The organism is Stenotrophomonas hibiscicola ATCC 19867 (assembly GCF_000382065.1).
Lineage (GTDB): Bacteria > Pseudomonadota > Gammaproteobacteria > Xanthomonadales > Xanthomonadaceae > Stenotrophomonas > Stenotrophomonas hibiscicola.
Genome location: NZ_KB907498.1, coordinates 593,443 through 617,355, shown reverse-complemented (window position 1 = coordinate 617,355; position 23,913 = coordinate 593,443). Strand labels below are relative to the sequence as shown.

At 64.7% G+C, this 23,913-nt stretch carries 18 protein-coding genes, 1 tRNA gene and 2 pseudogenes; 15 read left to right on the top strand and 6 right to left on the bottom strand.

Annotated elements, in window-relative coordinates; genetic code table 11:
• Positions 1–11: 11 nt before the first annotated feature.
• Positions 12–980 carry a FecR family protein gene (locus G370_RS0103045; protein ID WP_019659285.1) on the bottom strand — a complete coding sequence of 323 codons (969 nt, stop codon included), beginning with the start codon at positions 978–980 and terminating at the stop codon, positions 12–14.
• Positions 977–1,531, bottom strand: coding sequence for an RNA polymerase sigma factor (locus G370_RS0103040; protein WP_281162041.1), 555 nt, complete (start codon positions 1,529–1,531; stop codon positions 977–979). The genes G370_RS0103045 and G370_RS0103040 overlap by 4 nt, the downstream gene beginning before the upstream one ends.
• Before the next feature lie 209 nt (positions 1,532–1,740).
• On the opposite strand from G370_RS0103040, the pseudogene G370_RS01000000120705 reads away from it, so the two are divergent.
• The 7 genes and pseudogenes from G370_RS01000000120705 to G370_RS0103005 all read left to right on the top strand — a co-directional run bounded on the left by G370_RS01000000120705 (position 1,741) and on the right by G370_RS0103005 (position 8,030).
• Positions 1,741–3,376, top strand: a pseudogene (locus G370_RS01000000120705) (autotransporter domain-containing protein).
• Positions 3,377–3,473: 97 nt separating this feature from the next.
• On the top strand, positions 3,474–4,469 hold the full coding sequence (locus tag G370_RS0103030) for a 2-hydroxyacid dehydrogenase (protein ID WP_019659283.1): 996 nt from the start codon (positions 3,474–3,476) through the stop codon (positions 4,467–4,469).
• Positions 4,470–4,527: 58 nt separating this feature from the next.
• A tRNA-Thr gene (locus G370_RS0103025) sits at positions 4,528–4,603 on the top strand.
• Positions 4,604–4,892: 289 nt separating this feature from the next.
• Positions 4,893–5,933 (top strand): RHS repeat-associated core domain-containing protein, encoded by a 1,041-nt coding sequence (locus tag G370_RS1000000121045; protein ID WP_245541196.1) that lies wholly within the window; start codon positions 4,893–4,895, stop codon positions 5,931–5,933.
• 9 nt (positions 5,934–5,942) lie between these two features.
• Positions 5,943–6,371 (top strand): hypothetical protein, encoded by a 429-nt coding sequence (locus G370_RS0103015; protein ID WP_019659281.1) that lies wholly within the window; start codon positions 5,943–5,945, stop codon positions 6,369–6,371.
• A 355-nt stretch (positions 6,372–6,726) separates the two neighbouring features.
• A complete protein-coding gene (locus G370_RS1000000121975) occupies positions 6,727–7,536 on the top strand; it encodes an RHS repeat domain-containing protein (protein WP_281162040.1) in 810 nt (269 codons plus the stop codon).
• Positions 7,537–7,667: 131 nt separating this feature from the next.
• Positions 7,668–8,030, top strand: coding sequence for a hypothetical protein (locus tag G370_RS0103005; protein WP_019659279.1), 363 nt, complete (start codon positions 7,668–7,670; stop codon positions 8,028–8,030).
• Between the two features lie 846 nt (positions 8,031–8,876).
• Here G370_RS0103005 and G370_RS0102995 read toward each other — a convergent pair.
• Together G370_RS0102995 and G370_RS0102990 are read right to left on the bottom strand one after the other, a co-directional pair.
• Positions 8,877–9,209, bottom strand: a complete 333-nt coding sequence (locus G370_RS0102995; protein WP_019659277.1) for a hypothetical protein — start codon at positions 9,207–9,209, stop codon at positions 8,877–8,879.
• A 13-nt stretch (positions 9,210–9,222) separates the two neighbouring features.
• Positions 9,223–9,858, bottom strand: a complete 636-nt coding sequence (locus G370_RS0102990; RefSeq protein WP_019659276.1) for a GyrI-like domain-containing protein — start codon at positions 9,856–9,858, stop codon at positions 9,223–9,225.
• A 316-nt stretch (positions 9,859–10,174) separates the two neighbouring features.
• Between G370_RS0102990 and cyoA the strand changes: the two genes are divergently transcribed.
• From cyoA to cyoD, 4 genes are read left to right on the top strand one after another with little or no spacing between them, the layout of a single operon-like run.
• Positions 10,175–11,215, top strand: coding sequence for a ubiquinol oxidase subunit II (cyoA, locus tag G370_RS0102985; RefSeq protein WP_014646391.1), 1,041 nt, complete (start codon positions 10,175–10,177; stop codon positions 11,213–11,215).
• A 2-nt stretch (positions 11,216–11,217) separates the two neighbouring features.
• Entirely contained in the window at positions 11,218–13,215 is a 1,998-nt protein-coding gene (cyoB, locus tag G370_RS0102980; protein WP_019659275.1) for a cytochrome o ubiquinol oxidase subunit I, read from the top strand.
• A complete protein-coding gene (cyoC, locus tag G370_RS0102975; RefSeq protein WP_019659274.1) occupies positions 13,212–13,850 on the top strand; it encodes a cytochrome o ubiquinol oxidase subunit III in 639 nt (212 codons plus the stop codon). Before cyoB ends, cyoC begins: the two co-directional genes overlap by 4 nt.
• Positions 13,850–14,191: a cytochrome o ubiquinol oxidase subunit IV gene (cyoD, locus tag G370_RS0102970; RefSeq protein ID WP_019659273.1), complete on the top strand. Its 342-nt coding sequence runs from the start codon at positions 13,850–13,852 to the stop codon at positions 14,189–14,191. Before cyoC ends, cyoD begins: the two co-directional genes overlap by 1 nt.
• A 117-nt stretch (positions 14,192–14,308) precedes the next feature.
• Here cyoD and G370_RS01000000120690 read toward each other — a convergent pair.
• A pseudogene (locus tag G370_RS01000000120690) lies at positions 14,309–16,362 on the bottom strand (putative bifunctional diguanylate cyclase/phosphodiesterase).
• 149 nt (positions 16,363–16,511) lie between these two features.
• Here G370_RS01000000120690 and radA point away from each other — a divergent pair.
• From radA to G370_RS0102945, 4 genes are all read left to right on the top strand, one after another.
• Entirely contained in the window at positions 16,512–17,888 is a 1,377-nt protein-coding gene (radA, locus tag G370_RS0102960; protein WP_019659272.1) for a DNA repair protein RadA, read from the top strand.
• A gap of 239 nt (positions 17,889–18,127) precedes the next feature.
• On the top strand, positions 18,128–19,984 hold the full coding sequence (locus G370_RS0102955) for an ATP-binding protein (RefSeq protein ID WP_019659271.1): 1,857 nt from the start codon (positions 18,128–18,130) through the stop codon (positions 19,982–19,984).
• A gap of 49 nt (positions 19,985–20,033) precedes the next feature.
• Positions 20,034–22,340 (top strand): tetratricopeptide repeat protein, encoded by a 2,307-nt coding sequence (locus G370_RS0102950; RefSeq protein WP_019659270.1) that lies wholly within the window; start codon positions 20,034–20,036, stop codon positions 22,338–22,340.
• A gap of 94 nt (positions 22,341–22,434) precedes the next feature.
• Complete coding sequence (locus G370_RS0102945) at positions 22,435–22,899, top strand: YqhG/Tai3 family protein (protein ID WP_019659269.1); 465 nt, start codon at positions 22,435–22,437, stop codon at positions 22,897–22,899.
• 121 nt (positions 22,900–23,020) lie between these two features.
• On the opposite strand, the gene G370_RS0102940 is transcribed toward G370_RS0102945, so the two are convergent.
• Positions 23,021–23,815 (bottom strand): cytochrome C assembly family protein, encoded by a 795-nt coding sequence (locus tag G370_RS0102940; RefSeq protein ID WP_019659268.1) that lies wholly within the window; start codon positions 23,813–23,815, stop codon positions 23,021–23,023.
• Between the last annotated feature and the right edge of the window lie 98 nt (positions 23,816–23,913).

Genomic DNA, 23,913 nt, shown 5'->3' with positions numbered 1-23,913 from the left:
TGCCGGTCTCCTCAGTATGTGCGGCGCAGTTCCAGCGCGCCATCCGGACGCGTCTGGCCAGCCACGGACCACCCCAGTTCCAGCGCCGACAGCAGTTCCTGCGCATCGCCGGCACGGAAGGTACCGCTCACGGCCAGGCTGGCGATCTCAGGATCGGCGATCACCAGCGGCGTGCGGCCGTAACGGTTCATGCGTTCGACCACGATCGACAGGGGGGTGGCATCGAACACCAGTTGCCCCTGCAGCCAGCCTTCAGCGGCGGCAGTGGAGGAGAGGGCAGGACCTGGCTGGATACGGCCGGAAGGCAGAACCTGCAGCTGCTGGCCGGGCGCCAGCGTGTGCTGCGCTGCGCCGCTGCTGACTTCGACGGCACCTTCCAGCAGCGCGACCTCGACCAGGCCGTCGCGCAGGCGTTCCACCTGGAAGGTCGTGCCGATGTCGCGGATCGTACTGTCGCCGGCGCGCAGTTGCAGCGCCTTGTTCGACGGTGCGACCTGCAGTTGCAGCCGGCCCTGCTCCAGCACCAGCTCACGATGGCGCCAGCCGAAGCGGGCGCGGAGAGTGGTGCCAGCATCCAGCATGGCGACGCTGCCATCGGCCAGTGTCTGCTGCTGTGGCTGGTGCGAATCATTGGCGTAGACCTGTGGCGTCGGGTTGCCGTCGACGGCAGCCATCCAGCCGATGCCGATCGCCATGCAGACACCGGCAGCAGCGGCCACGCCCGGCAACCAGCGCCGGCGCGGCGGACGCGCCGCGCGTGCCGCAGCGGTCCGCAGCCAAGGGTCAGCCGCAAGCCCAGCGCCCTTCTGGAACAGGGTTTCGGCCTGCACCCAGGCTTTGACGTGGGCCGGATCTTCGGCCAGCCAGTCCTCGAACGCTTCGCGTTCGGCCGATGTGCAGTCCGGGGCTTCCAGGCGGGCTACCCAGGCGCTGGCGCGTTCAAACAGCTGTGCATCATCCCTGTGCGGGGTGCCACTCATTGGCCGTCCCTGTCGTTGTGCAGCGGATCCGATCCCAACTCCTGACGCAGGCCCTGCAGGGCGCGGGCGATATGTTTTTCCACGGTCTTGGCAGTAATTCCACAATGCCGCGCGATCTGCGTGTAGCTCATGCCGGTGATGCGGTTGAGCAGATAGACCTCGCGTGCGCGTTCGGGCAGCTTGAACAGGGCCTGCCGCAGCAGGGACAGCATCTGCCCCGACTCGGCCTGGCGCAATGGATCGGGCGAGGAACTGGACGGTTCGTCGCTGCCATCGTGTTCGGCCAGCGGCAGATGCGGCCGCGACAGCGGTGAGCGGCCGCGGTCTGCCAGGCGGTTGCGGGCGATACGATACAGCAGCAGGCGCAGTTCGTCCGGACCCTGTGCGCGGTAGCGGATCAGCCGCTCCATGCAGTCCTGCGCGATATCCTCCGCATCCTCAGGCCCAACCCCCCGCGTGCGCAGGAACGCGCACAGCGGTGCGCGCTCTTCGCGCACGAACGCGATGAAGGCATCCGCAGGTGCGGATAGCTCCGGAGCGCGATGGAGCAGGGGAGACGGGGTGGACAGGGCTGGCCTCGACGGTGGGTGGCGAATGCGTCGTCGAGTTTTACGCGACGATGACCGGATGGGGAAGAGTGTGCATCGATCGAATTCCCATTGTGAATGTATTCATTTTCCAGGATCCGTTCCACTGGGGGAGATCATCCCGCTGCGGCGTTGATCGCTCCATCCGCGTGTTGCGGGTGGAGAGAGAACACATGAAGTACTCGACGTTGAGCCTGGCCCTGGCCGGGCTGATGGGCGTTGCCGCCATAGCCGTGGTGGATGACGTCATGGCAACGAATTAATCACGTGCAGGGCGATCGCATCTTCCTGAGTGGAGATGTGACCTACGCCGACGCGGTGTCCCTGCCGGCATTGCTGGCCAAGGCACAGGCCGAAGGCCGACCGGTCCGTGAGGTGGTGCTGCGTACGTCCAATGGTGGCGCGTTGATCGCCGGGGAGTGGCTGCAGGGCATCATCCGCACCTCCGGGCTGAACACCATCGTGTCCGGCAATTGCATCTCGTCCTGCTCGATCATGCAGTCCGGCGGCGTCGAGCGCTATCTGGCCGGCGATCTGCCGCTCATCGACTCGGTGCAGATCCACGCAGCCAGCAGCGGCGGCAAGGTGATCTACACGCCGTCGCCGCGCATGACCCAGATCTATAGCGGCAACTACGGTGGTGGCATGGATGCCGGGCTGCTGCACAAGGCCATGTATGAAGTGGTGAAGCCGAACGGCCTGCTGGTGTTGCGCGTTCCGGCACGCGGCACCGGTCCCTCGGTCACCTTCGACCCCGATGGCAGTGGCAGCAAGCTGGAGTCGTTCCCCGGCCAGGACATCTACAGCAACAGGATCATCACCGCATACGGGTACCGCGATCCGGGCGACACCCTGAACGTCACCGCCAACGTGACCGGTGACATCAATCCCGGCTACCTGCGCACCGTACGCCAGCTGCAGGCGTTCGTCGATGATGATTTCGCGCGCTGGAATACCGACTGGCGATCCACCTACATCAATGTCGCACAGAGCATCTACACCGCATCCAGCCGCGGCCCGCAGGGCATCGGTGCGCTCTCGGTGCAGGGTTACCTCAGTGACCCGGACATCCAGGACCTGTTGCTGTCCAAGCTGCGGCTGGCTGATCTGAATGTCTCCACGCTGGACAACGCCAAGGCCAGCGATGGCTATGGTTTCACCGGAGATGTGCGCGCGCTGGACGTGGGCGGCTACCTCGATGCGACGTACGCGCGCGGCTATCTGTCGGCGGCCGTGCGCTACACCGATCTGCGGCATGACACCCGTCGCAGCATCGGCGGTATCGATGGCCTGCAGCAGCCCCTGCGCGCGAAGTACAGCAACGATGCGATCTCCGCACGTGTTGAACATGCGTTCTCGTTCACCACCGGCAAGGGCCTGGTGATCCAGCCGTTGCTGCCGGTGGTGGATTACGCGCGGACTTCGGCCACGCGCTTCAATGAAGGGGAGGGCGTCGGAGCACTGATCGGTCGCAGCGGCAGCCTGGAGAGCATCCGCGTGGGTGCGGGCCTGCAGCTGTTCAAGATGTTCGAAGGCAACAACGGCGAGCGCATCACCCCGCGCGCCCGGGTGGTCTGGCAGAAGGAGCCGGGTGATTCGCAGGCCCGTTACAGCACCGGTTTTGCTGCAGCACCGGACCTGGTGTTCGGCGCCAGCAGCCAGGCGGTGGGCGAGCAGGTGCTGGCCTGGAACCCGGGCGTGACCAGCCGCGCCAGCGAACGGTTGTCGATCATGGCCGACTATGTGGGCGAGCGCCGCGACGGGCAGATCCGGAGCGGCGTGATGCTGGGCCTGGGCTGCAGGTTCTAAGTGGCACCCGGCACCGGCGATGACGGCATCGCCGGTGCCATCCCAACGCGGGCGCTGCTGCGGTATGGTCGGTATGGCATTCCACCCAGGCCCATCCATGCAGATCGCCGTCTTCAGTGCCCGTCCCTACGACCGCCGCTTCCTTGGTGAGGCGAACCAGCGCGATGCGGCCGGGGACGGCTTTGCGTTCGTGTACTTCGATGTGGCGCTGGACGTGCACTCGGCGGCGCTGGCGCAGGATTGCGCAGCCGTATGCGTGTTCGTCAACGACCGCCTGGATGCGCCGGTGCTGCACACCCTGCATGCGGTGGGGGTGCGGGCCGTGCTGCTGCGATGCGCAGGTTTCAACAACGTGGATCTGGCCACCGCGAAAGCGCTGGACCTGTTCGTGGCGCGGGTGCCGGCCTATTCGCCCGAAGCCGTGGCCGAGCATGCATTGGCGCTGGTGATGACCCTCAACCGGCAGACCCATCGCGCCTACAACCGCGTGCGCGAGAGCAACTTCATGCTCGATGGCCTGCTCGGGCGAACCCTGCATGGCCGCACCGTCGGCATCGTGGGTACCGGCAAGATCGGCCTGGCCACTGCGCGCATCTTCAAGGGCATGGGTTGCATCGTGCTGGGGCACGATCCGTATCCGTCGCCGGCCTTTGCCGCGGTGGGCGACATGGTGGGGGTGGACGAACTGCTGGCGCGCGCCGACATCGTGTCGCTGCATTGCCCGCTGACGCCTGAGACCCAGCACCTGATCAACGACGCCTCGCTGGCGCGGATGAAGCCAGGCGCGATGCTGGTCAACACCTCGCGTGGGGCACTGGTCGATACCCATGCGGTGATCCGCGCGCTGAAGTCGCGGCGGCTCGGCCACCTGGCCATCGACGTCTACGAGCAGGAAAGCGCGCTGTTCTTCCAGGACCTTTCCGGCGAGATCATCGACGACGAGGCCTTCCAGCGCCTGATGACCTTCCCCAACGTGCTGGTGACCGGCCACCAGGGCTTCTTCACCGTGGAGGCGCTGCAGGAGATCTCGGCGATCACGCTGGGGAACCTGCGGGACTTTGCCGAGGGGCGGGTGTGTGCGAACCGGGTGTAGCGGGCTGAGCCGGGTGGATTGACCGCCGGGGCGCCCAGCCCGTAAAATCGCGGGCTCCGCCGGAATAGCTCAGTTGGTAGAGCGGCGCATTCGTAATGCGTAGGTCGCAGGTTCGACTCCTGTTTCCGGCACCAGTTGCATGAAAAGCCCCGGCCTTGGCCGGGGTTTTTTTGTGTCTGGTAGCGCCGGGCCATGCCCGGCGGAATGCGAGTTCCCAAGCAGTGCCAGCCCATGGTGGGCAGCCGCAATTTCCGAGTCTCGCGGCCTACTCGCCCCCTCCGGCTTCCCAGGCGCTTAGCTCCTCGCACAGTTCCTGACGTGGCAACCGCAGCCGGTCATTCTTGTGCTATGAATACCCAGCCTTGCTTCAAGGGTCTTTCAGGGATTGGAAGGATGCGCAGGTTCGGGGGAACTGCGGGCGGTGTGTCGACCCGCTTCAGGGGGGGTGAAGATCGAATTCGGAAGCTGGGGGCATTCGGCGCCTGGCTGTGCTGCGTGCTGCTGCTCGGCCTTGGGGTGTCGCCAGCCGCAATTGCCCAAGCGACGGTCACCTACATCCACACGGACGCGCTGGGCTCGGTCGTGGCCGAGAGCGATGCCAACGGCAACGTGATCAAGCGCTATGACTACGAGCCTTACGGTGCTGTGGTCGGTGGTCAGGTCACGGATGGCCCGGGGTATACCGGGCATGTGAGCGACTCGGCTACCGGGCTGAGCTACATGCAGCAGCGGTACATGGATCCGCAGTTGGGTGTGTTCCTGTCGGTGGATCCGGTCACGGCGTATGACCAGCCGGTTGGGCAGTTCAATCGGTATCGCTATGCAGCAGGAAATCCCTACCGATATATTGATCCAGATGGAAGGGCGGAAAGTCCCGCTTGGATGCGTTACACGATCCCTGGTCAAGCTACTTGGGATGCAGCCGTCACATCTGCAGAGCAAGGCAACTATGGCATGGCAGCAGCAGGTGGGGCGGTTGCCATCGCGGAAGGAGTGCTGGGGATCGTTACGCTCGGCCAGTCCCAGCGGCTCACTATCTCAAGCCAGCTCGTCTCCAAGGAGATTGCAGCGTTGAGCGCAGCTCGATCTGCATCGGCAGAAGCTCAGGCAAGCAAGGCGGCAGGTGGAGGCGTTACGGGGCTCGTGACAGAATCCGGTGAGGTTTTTGTTGGGGCAAGTTCGCGCGCCGGTGGGCCTGGCGGCGCCTCGAATGCCGCCATCCAGAAATCACTGGATGGGGTGGCCGACGGTATTAGATCTCCATTCCACGGTTGCTGTGGAGAAATTGATGCGATGAGCAAGGCGCTGAACTCAGGTGCAGATTTGAAGGGGGCGACGATGGCGACGGTCAGGGCAGTAGGTTCAAAAGCCGGGCAAGTCATGGAGCCCTGTACCAGTTGTGCTGCTGTGGCGAAGGACCAAGGTGTTCGCACCGTTCTTCCGGTGAAGACGCAGCCATTATAGGATGTTGCTATGAATAACGAGAAAGTCCCCTGCGCGCGAATTCGCCAGCTAATCGATAGTCTTGATGAGTTGCTTGATGTTGCTGGATTGGAGAAAAGCAATATCGCCAGGGCGAAATTTGCGATTTCATTGTGCGATCATCTTGGTGATCGCCTTGATGGGGAAAGGTTGGCTGCAGTGAGCGCGGCTAGAGACTATTGGCTGCGAGGTAAGTCCGTTGAGTACAGAAAGTGGTTCGATTTGTTCTCCTTGATGATGGACAATCAGCGGAATTTGCATTCAATTGATCGGCTGGTTTGGGGGGCGTTGGCCCAGTCCGGTGGGCTTGATGCATATACAGGTGAATATCTGGTCCTTGAGGCTTTCGATGCAGGCTTGGAGGTGGGTGGTATATCCGCGGCCATTGCCGAAGTTCTACCTGATTTTCCCGCTGGTTGAGCGTTTTCCTTCTCGTAGTTTTTTGAGAGATGCGTAGATCGTATGTTTGGCTCCTGTTTACGGCGCCAGTTGGATGAAAAGCACCGGCCTTGGTCGGGGCTTTTTTGTGCTCTGGTAGCGCCGGGCCATGCCTGGCGGAATGCGAGCTCCCCGGCACTGCCGACCCATGGCTGGCAGCCCCCACTTTCCGAATCTCGCAGCCTACTCGCCCGCCGGCTTCCTAGGCGCTTAGCGCGCGCCCTGTTCCTGACCTGGCAAACGCAGCGGTCATTCCTGCGCTATGAATACCCGGCCTTGCTCCAAGGCTCTTTCAGGGACTGGAAGGATGCGCAGGTTCGGGGGAACTGCAGGCGGTGTGTCGACCCGCTTCAGGGGATTTGAAGAACGATTTCGGAAGCTGGGGGCATTGGGCGCCTGGCTGTGCCGCGTGCTGCTCATTGGCCTTGGCCTGTCACCAGCCGCAGTGGCACAAACGACGGTCACCTACATTCACACGGACGCCTTGGGCTCGGTTGTCGCCGAGAGCGATGCCAACGGCAACGTGATCAAGCGCTATGACTACGAGCCGTACGGTGCCGTGGTGGATGGTCGGGTCATGGACGGGCCGGGGTATACCGGCCATGTGAGCGACTCGGCCACCGGGCTGAGCTACATGCAGCAGCGGTACATGGATCCGCAGTTGGGTGTGTTCCTGTCGGTGGATCCGGTCACGGCGTATGACCAGCCGGTTGGGCAGTTCAATCGGTATCGCTATGCAGCAGGAAATCCCTACAAGTTCACGGATCCGGATGGGCGGAATGCCTTGCTCGCTGCGCCGCTGGTGGTTGTACCGATCGTTATTGGCGTGACCTACTATGCAACCACGACAGCCGAGCAGCGAACGGATATCGGCAACAAGCTGGACGGGGCAGTAAAAGGCCTACTTCAGAAGTCTGAGGAATCGCCGAGACTGCCTGCATTGCAAGGTGATGGGTCAATTGCCAGAGACAAACAGTCCCCGAAAAGTGAATCGAGCGCCGGAGAACAGAAGGAAAGTGGCACGATCTATGTCGATTCCAAGGGGAACGCGATTCCTACACCGCCGGGTGGCAGAATTGAAGATCACCCGATGGTCGATTTGTTCAGGCAAAAGGGCCTGACGGTCAGCCAACTGGGGTTCGAATAGATGGCGGACACAAGCCATCAACTCATCCTGATCCTCGCGCCCAGCAACCGCATGGTCACGTTCCCGGTGTAAGCAATGCCGACGGAACCCCATGGCTTCCGATAAAACAATGAGTTGGAGTGACGTAAATCATGGAAACTGAAGCTGCGATCATTGAGATGACGAAGCTTGTAAGAGCGTTTGCGTTGGGCTCCGTTGATGCCCAGACTTTCATTGAGAAGTACTCGAATTTCTACTATTACGAATCGCTGGACGGACATGAAGCTTCAAGTGCGCTGCGCCCCGAGAGCATGACGAAGCTCGGACCCGCTATCGAGCTCCATCGCCGCGTTCAAGAAGATGTGGTGAACAAGATCTCGTTCGATGCGGGGTTTTCAACTGAAGCGATGAGGATGGCTGGGCGGCTCTCCCCGGCGGAGGCTCGGGAGCAAGCGTTGAGAATATGTGCAGATGTTGGGATTGAAGTCGTTCTGTCGGCGATCAATGTCGCATGAAGCCGTCCGGCGATCGGATCAACAAGGTTGACGTCGAAGAGCTGACCATTGGGATATTTGACTACGACAACCCGAGCTTCCTCAAGGAAATTTCACTGAACGAGGGTTCGCACGTTCGACTCGGAAGAATGGTCTTTGCTGCTGCCTTTCTAGGCCAAAGTTCGTAACTGGGAATTACTGTATCGGATCACTCTACAAGAGAAGTGATTCCTCCAGGGTCACGTCAGAGCGTAGGCGCGTGCACTTCTCGGATGAGTTTGATGCCGAGGGTATTCACTCGCACGGAGTGTTGAGGGGGTAGTGCCCTAAGAAGACTGCTCTTGTGCTACCTGAGCGAGTGTTCGATCCCAAGGCTCCCACCAAATCGTTGATGCTATCGAAGGCCGCTATTGCTGCGATGGTCAATGCTGGCGCAGCACCGCTTAGCGACATGGAACTCTCAGGTTTTCTGCCTACGCTGGTGCACCTGAGAAAAATGATTGATGAGGCAGTGTACCTTTCCGGAAATTTCTAGGGATGCTCTGAACAAATATCAAGCTGGTAGAGGCTTAGATGGCACTTACGGTCTTTCGGGTCGCTTCCGGTCACTTTCGGGAACTGCTTTTTGGACAGTTGGAACTCAGATCCCGCGCAGTGTGCCATTGGCGACGGTCCTTGCCGGTCCGCTCCGCGCGAGTAGTGCTTATCCCGTCGGTTGCTAGCCGCTTTGTTTGCTCGCGTGACTTATCGGCCGGGTTCGTAATGCGTAGGTCGCAGGTTCGACTCCTGTTTCCGGCACCAGTTGCAATGAAAAGCCCCGGCCTTTAACCGGGGCTTTTTGTTTGGCCGATTGGCGGCGCGACGCCATCAACGCCGCGCCATCCCCGCATCCTTCGCCAGCCACCACGCCAGCTGCTGGAGATAACCACCCGCTGCTCCCGCCAATGCGCCGATAAGCAGGCGTGCGAGCACTCTGGTCCCGCGGCTGGCCCGCTCGCGTACCCATGGCAGCACCGCGACCACCTGCGCACCCAGCAACAGCATCAGTACGTCCAGTCCCGACGCATCCACCAGCGGCAACAACGGCAGCAGATCCGGATTGCAGGCCAGCACGATCACCAGCGTAGCCCCAAGCACGGCCATCAGCCGGCGCCCGGCGGGCAGGGTGGTCCAGCGCAGCAGTCGTTCGATCATGCGCATGACGTTCCTCGGGTCATGCGCGAGAACCCTCGTCAGGCCCAACCGCCCGCACCGGTTGCCGCAGCACGGTCTTCAATCTCGCCGCGTCGGTCTTTCGCGGATCACTCAGGTAGATCTCATGGTGGGGGCCGGCAAAGGTGTAGCCCAGCGAAGGCATCAGCTCGTCGTGCAGATGAGCCAGGATCGGGCCTTCGTCATCGTAGGCGCCCACATGCAGGGTCTGCAGGCAGAGGCCTTCCTCAAGCCCCCTATGACGAAGGCCAGCCGGTGTCTCGCCCAGCTTCTTCGTCGCCTTGGCGATGGCGGTCTCCAGTTGCCCTGGGCTGATCCCATCCGGCGTACGGATCATCACCGTCCACGACCACTCGTCCTTGCGGCGTGCCACAAAGCTCGCCGGGTCGTCGGCGGTCCAAAGCGCTTCCAGCGGCGGCACTACGTAGTCCCGGCCCTCGGCCTTCAGCGCGAACTTCAGTGCATAGCTCACTGCATACAGCCACTGCACCGACTGCAGGTAAGCCGGGGCGGTATTCGGGTCGCCGCGGCCGTCGATCATCAGGTAGGGCAACGGTGGCACCTCCACTTGGACGAACCGGCCTGCCGGGGGCTGGTACAGCGCCCGGTCGCGCTTCTTGAAGTCGATCTTGTCCATGGCGTCCCTCCTGCCTGGAGCATCCCATGTTCCTGTCTGTCCGCGCACCTGAATCTGTTCAGGCGACTTTGCCGAGCGCGGCGGATCACCGGCCGATGCCATCGTGCGTGCGCGGTGCGACAACGTGTCGCAGCCAGAATCGGGCCTTTCCTGCGCTCGATCAATGTCAATGCCTTTCTTAAATGATGGGTAACGGCCTAAAATTGAAAGGCTGACTCGACCCCACCTGCCTGCCTGTCTTCCGGACCGGTGGGACCGGCTTTGGCCGGAACAGGCAGGGACGGGGAACGGCATTCCCTCGCAATTGGATCGACCGATGATTCCGTTGAAAACCCTTGGGCGCTGGTTGCGCCCGGGCCTGCTGCTGTCGTTGCTGGTGATGCTCACCGGCTGCGATGCCGTGGCCATCCTCAGTCCGAAGGGCCAGATCGGCCAGGATGAGAAGACCCTGCTGATCACGGCCACCGTGCTCATGCTGCTGGTCGTCATCCCGGTCATCATCATGACCCTGACCTTCGCGTGGAAGTATCGCGCCTCCAACACCAAGGCCCGCTACGAGCCGAAGTGGTCCCACTCGACGGCGATCGAGGTGGTGGTGTGGTCGATCCCGTGCATGATCGTGCTGGTGCTGGCGGTCCTGACCTGGCGCTCGTCGCACGCACTGGATCCGTACCGTCCGCTGGATTCGGACGTCAAGCCGGTCACCATCGAGGCGATCTCGCTGGACTGGAAGTGGCTGTTCATCTATCCGGAAGAGAAGGTGGCGGTCGTCAACGAAATCAAGTTCCCGGTCAACACGCCGCTGAACTTCAAGATCACGTCCGATTCGGTGATGAATGCGTTCTTCATCCCGCACCTGGGCAGCATGATCTACTCGATGGCTGCGATGGAGACCAAGCTCCACCTGATCGCCAACGAGACCGGTGAATTCCCGGGCATGTCTTCGCACTACAGCGGCGCGGGCTTCGCCAAGATGCACTTCACCGCCTACTCGGTCACCGATGCCGAATACCGCCAGTGGCTGGACCAGGTCCGCGCCGGCGAGCAGACCCTGGACAAGGCCTCGTTCAAGGCCCTGGGCGAAGCACGCAACGCCGAGTGGTATCCGGTCACCTACTTCGGCAAGACCGAAGAAGGCCTGTTCGACTGGGTCATCGCCAAGCACATGGGCGACAACAAGCATTACGGCATGAAGCACTCGCATGCCGGTGCCGCCGCTGCCGACGCCGCCACCCATGAAGCGCACGAGGGCCACGCCCCCAGTGATGCGCATGATTCCAAGGAATCGGGTGAAAACCTGGATGCCAACGAACACGAACACGCAGGCCATGCCGGCCACGCGGGTTCGGGAGAATGAACATGTTGGGAAAACTCTCTCTTGAGTCGATCCCCCACGATCCGATCGTGCTGACCACCCTGGTCGGCGCGGTGCTGGGTGGCCTGGGCGTCGTCGCCCTGATCACCAAGTTCAAGCTGTGGGGCTATCTGTGGAAGGAGTGGTTCACCTCGGTGGACCACAAGAAGATCGGCGTGATGTACCTCATCGTCGCCTTCGTCATGCTGCTGCGCGGCTTCTCCGACGCCATCATGATGCGCACCCAGCAGGCGCTCGCCGTCGGTGGCTCGGAGGGTTACCTGCCGCCGCACCACTACGACCAGATCTTCACCGCCCACGGCGTGATCATGATCTTCTTCGTGGCGATGCCGCTGATCACCGGCCTGATGAACCTGGCCGTGCCGCTGCAGATCGGTGCGCGTGACGTTGCGTTCCCGTTCGTCAACTCGCTCAGCTTCTGGCTGTTCGTGGCGGGCGCGGTGCTGATCATGCTGTCGCTGTGGATCGGTGAGTTCGCCGCCACCGGCTGGCTGGCGTTCCCGCCGTTGTCGGGTATCGAATACAGTCCAAGCGTCGGCATGGACTACTACATCTGGGGCCTGCAGGTGGCGGGTTTGGGTACCACGTTGAGTGGTATCAACTTCTTCATCACCATCCTGAAGATGCGTACCCCCAGCATGAAGCTGATGCAGATGCCGGTGTTCACCTGGACTGCCCTGGTGACCAACGTGCTGATCGTCGCCGCGTTCCCGGTGCTGACCATCACCCTGGTGCTGCTGACCCTGGACCGTTACCTGGGTACGCACTTCTTCACCAATGACGGCGGCGGCAACGCCATGCTGTACATCAACCTGATCTGGATCTGGGGTCACCCGGAGGTGTACATCCTGGTCCTGCCGGCGTTCGGTGTGTTCTCCGAAGTCATCGCGACCTTCTCGCGCAAGGCGCTGTTCGGTTACAAGGGCATGGTCTACGCCACCGCCTGCATCGGCGTGCTGTCGTTCATCGTGTGGCTGCACCACTTCTTCACCATGGGCTCGGGTGCCAACGTCAATGCCTTCTTCGGCATCACGACGATGATCATCTCGATCCCGACCGGCGTGAAGATCTTCAACTGGTTGTTCACCATGTTCCGCGGTCGCGTGCACTTCACCACCCCGGTGCTGTGGACGATCGGCTTCATGGTCACCTTCGTCATCGGCGGCATGACCGGCGTGATGCTGGCGATCCCGGCCATCGACTTCGTGCTGCACAACAGCCTGTTCCTGATCGCCCACTTCCACAACGTCATCATCGGCGGCGTGGTGTTCGGCATGTTCGCCGGCATCACTTACTGGTGGCCGAAGATGTTCGGCTTCCGCCTCAATGAGTTCTGGGGCAAGTGCGCGTTCTGGTGCTGGTTCATCGGCTTCTACGTGACCTTCATGCCGATGTACGTGCTGGGCTTCATGGGCATGACCCGTCGCCTGCAGAGCACCGTCAACCCGGCCTACGAGCCGCTGCTGCTGGTTGCTGCCTGCGGTGCGTTCATCGTCGGCGCCGGCATCCTGTGCCAGATCATCCAGGTGGCCGTGTCGATCCGCGACCGCAAGAAGACCGTGGACCTGACCGGTGACCCGTGGGATGCCCGTACGCTGGAGTGGGAAACCTCCTCGCCGCCGGCCTTCTACAACTTCGCGACCCTGCCGGACGTCACCGAGCTGGACGATTTCTGGGAACGCAAGCAGCGTGGTGAAGCCTGGCCGAAGCCGGCCAAGTACACCGACATCCACATGCCGCGCAACACCGGCACGGGCGTTGTCATCGGTGCCTTCAGCCTGGTGTTCGGCTTCGCGATGATCTGGCACATCTGGTGGCTGGCCATCGTCGGCTTCGTCGGCATGATCGCCACGTTCATCTACCGCACCTTCGACCAGGACGTGGACTACTGGGTCCCGGCCGCCGAGGTGGAACGCATCGAGAACGCACACCGCAAGCACCTGGAAGCCCAGGGCCTGGTGAAGTCGGAGCTGAAGGCATGAGCACCAATACCTCGACCCTGAGCCACGGGCACGCCGCACACGCGGCGGCCCATGGCCATGACGACCACGAGCACCACGACACCGGCGGCAACACCGTCTTCGGTTTCTGGGTGTACCTGATGAGCGACTGCCTCATCTTCGCCTCGCTGTTCGCCACCTACGTGGTGCTGGCAGGCGGTACCGATGGTGGCCCCACCGCGAAGGACCTGTTCGAGCTGCCGTTCGTGGCGTGGGAAACCGCGCTGCTGCTGACCTCGTCGCTGACCTTCGGCCTGGGCATGATTGCCATGCACCGCAAGCAGATGGGCCAGATGTACCTGTGGCTGGGCATCACCTGGCTGCTGGGCTTCGGCTTCATGTGCATGGAAGTGTGGGAGTTCCAGCATCTGATCCATCAGGGCTACGGTCCGGACCGCAGTGCCTTCCTGTCGGCGTTCTTCGCCCTGGTCGGTACCCACGGCCTGCACGTCAGCGCGGGCCTGCTGTGGCTGCTGGTGATGTTCGTGCAGCTGAAAAAGTACGGCCTGACCGCGACCAACAAGACCCGCATGGCGTGCCTGAGCCTGTTCTGGCACTTCCTGGACCTGATCTGGATCGGCGTGTTCTCCGTCGTCTACCTCAATGGAGCGCTGTAATGGCACATGACAACCATGTACACGACCACGGCACCGGCGGCGAAAGCCACGGCAGCGTGAAGTCGTACCTGATCGGCTTCGTGCTGGCGGTGGTGCTGACCGTCATCCCGTTCTGGATGGTGATGTCGGGCGATTTCTCGCGCACCGTCAACGGTGTGGTGATCGCGGTCACCGCGGTGCTGCAGATGCTGGTCCACCTGGTGTTCTTCCTGCACCTGGACCGCTCTTCGGAAAGCCGCTGGAACGTCAACGCGGCGGCCTTCACCGTCGTGGTGATCGGCATCATCGTGATCGGCACCCTGTGGGTCATGCACAACATGAACGTGCACATGATGCACTGACGTTCTCGCGACGTTGCCACGCAGAAAGGCCGCCCTCGGGCGGCCTTTCTGGTTTTCCGTTGTCCGGTAGTGCCGGCCGCTGGCCGGCAATCGCGGGAAGCCGGCCAGCGGCCGGCTTTACCCCGCCACCCGGCGCAGGAACTCCTCTGCCTCCATCGGCCGGCCCAGGTGGTAGCCCTGCAGCTGGTCGCAGCCCAGCTCGCTCAGGTACTCGCGCTGCGCCTGCGTTTCCACGCCTTCGGCCACCACCTGCAACTGGAGGGTGCGGCCCAGCGCAATGATCGACGACACGATGGCGGCATCTTCGTCGTTGCATTCCAGGTCACGAACGAACGCGCGGTCGATCTTCAGTTCGGTGGCCGGCATGCGCTTGAGGTACAGCAGGCTGGAATAGCCGGTGCCGAAGTCGTCGATGGCGATGTGCACGCCCATCGCGGTCAGGTCGTTGAGGATGGCCAGGCTGGCATCGACGTCCTTCATCGCGGTGGTCTCGGTGATCTCCAGGGTCAGCCGGGCCGGTTCGATCCGATGCCGCTGCAGTACTTCGCGCACGCTGTCCAGAAGCGCCGGCGAGGCGAACTGCAACGGCGACAGGTTCACCGCCATCGACCAGTCTGCGTGGCCGGCGTCATGCCAGGCGCGCAGCTGTGCACAGGCGCGGTCCAGCACCCAGTCGCCGATGGGGAGGATCAGTCCGCTGCGTTCGGCGATCGGAATGAACACATCCGGCGCCAGCAGCCCCAGCTCCGGGTGCTGCCAGCGCAGCAGCGCTTCGGCGCCGGTGGCCGGTGCGCCCGCGGCCGGGAATTTGGGCTGGTAATGCAGGATCAGTTCGTTGCGGGCGATGGCCTTGCGCAGGTCCTGCAGCAGGCGCAGCTGGCGATTGGCACTGAGCTGCATCGAGGGAGTGAAGAAGGTATAGCCGTTCCGCCCGGTTTCCTTGGTGTGGTACATCGCCGCATCGGCGTGCGCCATCAGTTCGCGCTCATTGCTGGCGTCGTCCGGGTACAGGGCGATGCCCAGGCTGGCGCTGACCTGGCCGCATCCAGCGTGAACGGCTCACCGGCGGCGGCAATGATGCGCTCGGCCACCACCACCGCATCGTCGGGAATATCGATGGCCAGCACGATCACGAACTCGTCGCCGCCGAGGCGGGCGAACGTGTCCTGCGGGCGCAGCAGGCCGCCGATGCGCTGCGCCACCGCCACCAGCAGGCGGTCGCCAAGCTGGTGGCCAAAGGCATCATTGACCGCCTTGAAGCCATCCAGGTCGCAGAACATCACCGCCACCGCATGATTGCGTCGCCGCGCCTTCTCGATGGCCTGCTCGATGCGGTCCTGCAGCAGCATGCGGTTGGGCAGCTGGGTCAACGGGTCGTGCAGTGCCGCCTGGATCAGCTTGTCGTTGGCGTGCGCCAGCGAATCGGCCAGCAGCCCGGTGCGCACGCGCATCTGCCGGTCGAACAGCGAGGCGACCAGGGCTATACCCAGCGTGGCCACGGTGGTGACGATCACCAGCACCGCCAGCCAGCGCGTGTCGATGCCGCCGCTGCCGACGGCGCCACAGATGCTGCCTTCGGGGAAGCGCGCCGCCGCCATGCCGGTGTAATGCATGCCGACGATGGCCAGGCCCATCACCAGCGATGCGAGCGCGCGCAGCAGCAGGGTGTTGCGCTGCTCGGCGCGCAGCCGGAAGGCGATCCACAACGCCGCACCTGCGGCACCGATGGCCACCGCAATGGAGGCGGCGAACCAGCCGGGGTGATAGTCGATGCCCGGCTGCATGCGCATCGCGGCCATGCCCAGGTAGTGCATGGTGGCAATGCCCAGGCCCATCAGTACCGCACCGGCCAGCAGCCGGCGCCACGGCAGGCTGGGGCGCGACACCAGCCACAGCGCATAGGCCGAAGCGCCGATCGAGACGGCCAGCGAGTACAGGGTGATGCCCAGGTCGTAGCCGACCGGAATCGGCAGGTCGAAGGCCAGCATGCCGATGAAATGCATCGACCAGATCCCCAGGCCCATGGCCGCCGCGCCACCCGCCAGCCACCAGCGTGCCACGCGCCCCTCGGCCGTGGCCAGGCGGCCGGCCATGTCCAGCGCCGTGTACGAAGCAAGAATGGCCACCAGCAGCGAGATGGCGACCAGGCTCTGACTGTAACTGCCAGTCATGTTGAATCCAGAGGGAGAGGGAGGGGCGCCCGCAAGGCGCACGCCCGCGACAGCTATCGGCGCGGGTGGACGGGACTTGAGCGGTCGCAGCACCTGCGACCCGGCTCGGCTATCCTGCCACGCCTGTTCCCATTGCTGGAAATCATCCGATGGCAAAAGCCCGCACCGCCTACGTCTGCAATGAATGCGGCGCCGAATTCAGCAAGTGGCAGGGGCAGTGCACCGAGTGCAACGCCTGGAACTCGTTGTCGGAGATCGTGCTGGAGAGCGCGGCGGCGGCCAAGGCGCCGGCCTCGCGGCGGGCCGGCTGGGCCGGGAAGATCGACCCGCCGAAGATCACCGCGCTGAAAGACGTGGAGCAGACCGAGCATCGCCGGGTCTCCACCGGCATCGGCGAGTTCGACCGCGTGCTGGGCGGCGGCCTGGTCGAAGGCGCGGTGGTGCTGGTGGGTGGCGACCCGGGCATCGGCAAGTCGACGCTACTGCTGCAGGCGGTGGCGAAGATGGCGGCCGAACTGCCGGTGCTCTACGTCACCGGTGAAGAGTCGCTGGCGCAGGTCGCCGGCCGCGCGCATCGCCTGGAGCTCCCGCTGGACGGCGTCAATGCGCTGGCCGAGACCGGCGTCGAGTCGATCCTGCAGCACGCGGCCAAGGCCGGCCCGCGGCTGATCGTGGCCGACTCGGTGCAGACCCTGTGGACCGAAACGCTGACCGCGGCGCCCGGCTCCGTAAGCCAGGTGCGCGAGAGCGCGGCACGGCTGGTGCGCTTTGCCAAGGAAACCGGCACTGCGGTGTTCCTGGTCGGCCACGTCACCAAGGAGGGCGGCATCGCCGGCCCGCGCGTGCTCGAGCACATGGTCGACGCGGTGCTGTATTTCGAAGGCGAGAGCGGCAGCCGCTTCCGCCTGTTGCGCGCCTTCAAGAACCGGTTTGGTGCGGTGAACGAACTGGGCGTGTTCGCGATGGGGGACAAGGGCCTGAAGGAAGTCTCCAACCCATCGGCGATCTTCCTGTCCGGCGGCAGCACCCATCAACCGGGCAGCTGCGTGATGGTCACCCGCGAGGGCACCCGGCCGCTGCTGGTGGAGGTGCAGGCGCTGGTCGATGCATCACCGCTGTCGAACCCGCGTCGTGTCGCGGTCGGCCTGGAGCAGAACCGCCTGGCGATGCTGCTGGCGGTGCTGCATCGGCACGGCGGCGTGCTGGTCGGCGACCAGGACGTGTTCGTCAACGTGGTCGGCGGCATCCGCGTGCAGGAGACCGCCGCCGACCTGCCGGTGCTGCTGGCGGTGCTGTCGTCGCTGCAGGATCGGCCGCTGGCGGAAAAGACGATTGCCTTTGGCGAGGTTGGCCTGTCCGGCGAGATCCGCCCGGTGCCCAATGGCGAGGACCGCCTGCGCGAGGCGGCCACCCATGGTTTCAAGCGCGCCATCGTGCCCAAGGCCAACGCGCCCAAGGGCGGCTCGGTGAAAGGCATGGAAGTGATCGCGGTGGAGCGGCTGTCCGAGGCTATCGACGCGGCATGATGCCAGCACTGTAGAGCCGAGCCCACGCCCGGCTGCTTTCTGTAGCGTCGAGCCATGGTCGACGGGTGGTCGAACAGCAGCCGAGCATGGCTCGACGCTACAAAGAGCGAACAGCAGCCGAGCATCGGCTCGGCTCTACACATTTCCAATGCAGCAACGGTCAGCTTCCCTGTGCTAGTTTTTCCCGCTCGACGAAGACGCCCTCTGGCGTCTTTCCGTGCCCAGGAGTAAACGATTACATGCAGGACACCGCGCTCACCACCCCCAACGCCGAGATCCGTCGCGCCGGGGTCGATCTCAATGGACTGATGACGGTGCTGGGCAAGCACCTGTATTCCACCCCGGTGGTGGCGCTGCGCGAACTGGTGCAGAACGCGCACGACTCGATCATCCGCCGCCGCATCGAACAGCCCGGCGTCGCAGTGCCGTCGCGCATCTCGGTGCAGGTCGATGCCGGTGCCGGCGTGCTGCGCATCTCCGATACCGGTGCCGGCCTGACCCGCCAGGAGATCCACGATTACCTGGCCACCGTCGGCGTCGGCTATACCCGTGGCCTGCGCCAGGGCGGCGAGGACGATGAGGGCCTGATCGGCATGTTCGGCCTCGGGTTCCTGTCGGCCTTCGTGCTGGCGCGCCGGGTCAGCGTGCGCACCACCTCGTACCAGACCCCGGACCTGGGCCATCTGTACGTGTCCAGCAATGCCGAGCAGTACACGGTAAGCGAAGTGCCGGCACGTGCGGTCGGCACCGAGGTGGAGCTGGAGCTGCATCCTGATTTCCTGCCGCTGGCCAACGAGGCGCGCCTGCACGAGGTGCTGGGCCGCTACTGCGCGCTGCTGTCCGAGCCGATCTTCATTGGCGCTGCGACCGAGGCGATCAATCCCGAGCCGCCACCGTGGCGCGATCAGGGGGATGTTGCCGTGCATCCGGTGCAGGCCCGCCGCCAGGCGCTGCAGTTCGCCGCGCGGTTCGAGCATGATTTCGAGCCGATCGTCACCGTGCCGTTGCGTGCCGATGGCAACAGCGATGCCACCGGCCTGCTGTGGGTGCAGGACGGCGCCACCTATGGCACCAGCGACAACCGCAACCTGTCGGTGTTCGTGCGCGGCATGCTGCTGGATGACGACGCGCGCGACCTGCTGCCGCCGTGGGCCGGTTTCATCGGCGGGGTGATCGAATCCTCGCGGTTGACGCCCACCGCCAGCCGCGAAGACCTGCAGCGCGATGACCAGTACCGCGCGGTGCAGCATGCACTGCTGGAGGCGCTGATCGACGGCCTGGCCGACGTCGCGAAACAGCAGCCGGAAGCCTGGCGGCGCGTGCTGACCCGCCACAACGAGGCCCTGCTGGGTGCGGCACTGTGCGATGAGCGCCTGTTCGAACTGCTGATGGAGCATGTGCGGGTGCCGACCTCGCAGGGCGACCTGCCGGCCAGCGCGTTGCCGGCGCGCGGTGCCGTGCATGTCATCCTCGACAACGGCGGTGGCTTTGAAGAGATGCTGTTCCGCGCGATGGGCGTACCGGTCGCGCATGGCCATCGCTACGCGGTGGTGCCGTTCCTGCGACGCTGGGCACAGGCCAAGGGCCTGCGCCTGGTCGAGCTGGGTACCGAGCAGGGCAACCGTGCGCTGTTCCGCAGTGATGACAGCCTCGACGAGGCGCAGCTGGCCTGGCTGCGCGAACAACTGGGTGACGGCGAACAGTTGCTGCCGGCACGCTTCAGCCCGGAGGCGCTGCCGGTGGTGGTGGTGCCCGACCGCGAGGCCGAGCTGAAGCAGCGCCTGGAAGACGACGAGAACGACAAGCGCGTATCGATGGCGGCGCTGCGCCTGGCGCGCCAGTTCACCGCGCGCATCGAATCACGCGCACCATCGCGGCTGTACCTCAACCTCGACAACCCGGCGGTGCAGGCGCTGTTGCGCGCCCAGCGCGAGGGCCATCCGCAGGCCGAGGCCGCAGCCCGCCTGCTGCGCTCGCTGAAAGTCATCGTCGCCGCGCAGGGCCGCCCGCTGGCACGCGCGAACGCTACGCCCGGCCCGGATCTCAACGGCGCCTTTACCGATATCGCCGGTGCCCTGCAGCAGATGCTGCGCTGAGCACCGCACCTTCTCATCCAGCCTTCGCTAGACAGGAGCAATTACCCCCATGGACATCTGGAACTGGGTCGAAAAGCTGCAGGGTGACCTGCGCCAGGCCGGCCAGGCGCAGAACGCGCACCTGCTGAACCGTCTCGCCGACGAGGTCAGTGAACTGCAAATCGACCGCGTCGATGCGCTGCTGCCCGAAGCGCGCGCATTGGGCAAGGCGTTGGACAACCCGTGGGTTGACGTCTATGTCGGCCACTGGGCGCTGCGCAACCGCGTCGGCAACCGCGTGGAAGGCGAAAGCGCACTCGGCGAAGCCGTAGCGCTGTTTGAACGCGCGCACCGCGAGGACACGCTGGAATGCCCGCAGTCGATCTGCGTGACCCAGGACCTGGCCGCCTGCTATGGCAACATCGATGGCCCGGGCTGGGTGCCCGAGCGCATCGAGGTCTGCGATGAAACACTGGGTCGCATCGACCCGAGCTGGGCCTGTTTCCAGTGCCTGAGCTGCGAGAAGGCCGATGCGCTGCTTGATGATGGCCGTGGCCAGGCGGCACTGGATTACCTGCAGGTGCAGGCCGATGCCGTGGAGGCCTGTGGCAAGGAAGTGTTCGACAGCTTCCCGGAGATGCAGATCAAGATCCTGCTGGGCATGGGCCGTGCCGATGAGGCACTGGCGCTGATCGAAAAGCGGGAGGCCGAAGTTGCTGCGTCCGGAGAGTACGAGCCGGCCAACTGCACGGTGCCGCGCCGCCTGTCCAAGGCCTGGGCGCTGGCCCAGCTGGGCCGCGACGAAGAGGCGCTGCAGCAGCTGGTGCCGTGGAGCGAACTGACTCCGAACTACTGGCGGCTGTGGGCAAACACCGCGGCAGCGCTCTGTCAGCGGGATCCTGCGCGCAACAGCTGGGACCTGGGCACGCGCTTCAACACGATCATCGAGCACTTCGCCCGGGTTGGTTCGCATCGCCTGCTGATCGAAGTGGCGGCGCTGAGCCTGGAGCTGGCGCTGCAGCGTGGCGCGCGCTGGGTCGCACTGCGGCAGCTGGAACTGGCCCGCACCCATCTGGCGCAGCTGCGCCAGGACCGTGGTGCCGCGGCCCTGGTGGCCGGCCTGGCCGCGCGCATCGAGGCATTGCCGGACGCCGCGCCGCTGCCGGTGCCGGCCGGCGAGCTGCTGGCATGGCTGGATGCGCAGGGCGAACAGAACCAGTCGCGCGATCCCGAGCGCGAAGCGCAGTGGTTGCTGCAGGCGCATGCCGAGCTGCCCGATGACGAGGCGCTGGCCGACATGGCCGCCTCGGCACTGAATGCCTGCGGCGCGCAGGCCGAGGCGCGGTCGCTGCTGTGGCGGTTCGTGCGCGGCCATGCGCAGCACGATGGCCCCGCGGCCTACACGCTGATGCGCTGGCTGGCCGAACAGGGCGACGACGACGGACTGCGCCAGCTGGCCGATCTCTATCGCGGCAGCGTGCCGGTGTTCGCGCACTGGTGCGAGGTGCAGCGTGCACGCCGCGTGTCCGACTGGCCGGCGCTGGAGCAGGCGGCCCGATCGCTTCTGGAGCTGTCTCCGGGCTCGCACGGCGCGCGCGGCACGCTGGCGCGTATGTACATGGAAACCGGCCGTTTCAGCGACGCCCAGGCCTGTTATGCACAGCTGGTGGAGCTGCTGGAGGAGCCCAATGCCGCGCATTGGGACCACATGAGCGCAGCCAGCGCGGCGCGCGACTGGGACGCCGTGCGCCGCTCGGCGGCGGCGCTTGGCATGGAATTGTCCAGCCAGCAGGGCGTAGTCGAAGAGCCGTGGGGCTGGGTGATCATCCGCAGCGAAGAAAACGGCGAGCCGATGGAGTACTACGCCCGTCGCAGCGGTCCGGTGACCGCGCGCATCGTCGAGAACGCGCCGTCCAACCGCGCCCAGCAGGTGGGCGACTGGGTGGTGTTCGATGCCGCGCTGGTGCATCCGGCACCCGAGGAGGAGGAAGCTCGCGAGCATTTCATCCCGACCTACTCGCAGGTGCATGTGCTGGAGCGCGGCGGCTTCGCCCGCAGCTGGATGATCGATGGCGCGCACCCGGGCGAAGAGGCCTGGAACGCCTTCGTCGAGGCGGCCGAAGCACAGGGCTGGAAGGTGTGGTCACACAGCCGACCGGACTACACCGTCACCGACCCCGATGTGGAGGAGGGGACGCTGCCGGGCCTGCTGTTCACGGTGGCCCAGCCGCAGGACCATGCACCGCTGGCACTGCACCGCTTCCTCCAGCAGCAGACCGCGACGTGGCCGCATCCGCATTGCTGGCTGCGGCTTGCCGAGGCCTGTGACCAGGACCGCCAGCCGCACCTGGACGTGATCGAGCGTTACGGGCTGTAAGTAGAGCCGAGCCTGCGCTCGGCTTATGCTGGAACGCAGCCGAGCATGGGCTCGGCTCTACAAGAGATCGCCATCACGACCAAAGGGATTGGACATGCGAAAGACAGGGATGTTGATGATTGCCGGCCTGCTGCTGGCGCCAGCAGCACAGGCTGCACCCGCCTGCCAGGAGCCTGCGGCTGTCGCCCGCGCTTTCTACGAGGCGACGACCGGCAACGGTGATCTGCTGGAGCCGCCGGCCGCGCTGGTCAGCGTGGCCTTCGGCAAGGCGCTGCGTGATGAGCGCGCCTGCCAACAGCGCGAGGAGGGCATCTGCACGATCGATTCCGATCCGTGGCTGGATGCGCAGGACGGCGACATCGAAACGCCGGTGCGCTACAGCTGGGAAGAGGCGTCGGCCACCGCCGGCCAGGTTGAGATGCGCTACTCGGTGTGGAAGAAGGCTTACCTGACCCGCCTGCCGATGGTGCGCCAGGGGCAGGGGTGCTGGCAGGTTGATGACATCCTCACCAACAGCGGTCGTTCGGTCCGGAAAATCCTGGCGCAGCCGATTCCCTGACCGGCGGCAGCGTCCGCGCATTGCGTGGCTGCCGGCCAGCGGCCGGCACTACCAGGGTGGGTGGGGGCGGCCGGTGGCCTGCAGTACCTGGGTTGGTGCCGACCGTTGGTCGGCACACGGCCTATCGCGTATGCCCGAACACCAGCTCGATCACGAACTGGCTGCCGAAGAACGCCAGCAGCAGCAACAGCATCGCCGCCAGCGTCCAGTGCACCGCCTTCATGCCGCGCCAGCCGTAGCGGCGGCGGCCGATCAGCAGCACGCCGAACACGATCCACGACAGCACGCTCAGCACGGTCTTGTGCACCAGCTTCTGCGCCAGCAGGTCATCGACGAACAGTACGCCGGTGACCAGGGTCAGGGTCAGCAGCGCGAAGCCGACGGTGATCACCCGGAACAGCAGCGACTCCAGGTCGGCCAGCGGTGGCAGCGCGCGTAGCCATGGCCGGAACTCGCGGCGGCGCAGCGCGCGCTCCTGCAGCCACAGCATGATCGCCAGCAGGGCGGCGATGCTCAGCGTGGCATAGGCCAGCAGGGCCAGCCAGGCGTGGCTGGCCAGGCGCCAGCCCAGCACCTTGCTCGGCTCGTGGCCGTAGCCGTGGTAGGCCAGCAGCAGCACGGCAGCCAGTGGGAACACCACCACGCCCAGCGCCGACATCCGCCCGCGCGCGCCGACCAGCGAGGTCAGCCAGGCCATGCCCAGGCCGACCAGCGACAGCGCGGCGAAGAAGTGCATGTCCGGCCCGCCGGTGGTACGCATCGCCACCATCACGTGGTAACCGCCATGCAGCAGCATCGCCGGCAGGGCGGGCCACAGCCAGGTGGGCGAGCCGGTGGTTTCATCGCGGCCGAGCGCGCGCACCAGCAGGGCACTGGCAGCCAGGTAGAGCAGGACGGCGATGAGAACGATTGTCATCGTTGCAGTTTCGCATACCCCTGTGATGCTGGCGACGGCCCTGTGGTCGCAGTCCGGGGCGACGGCCGGACCCGTTATACTGTCTGCCTTATTGTCCC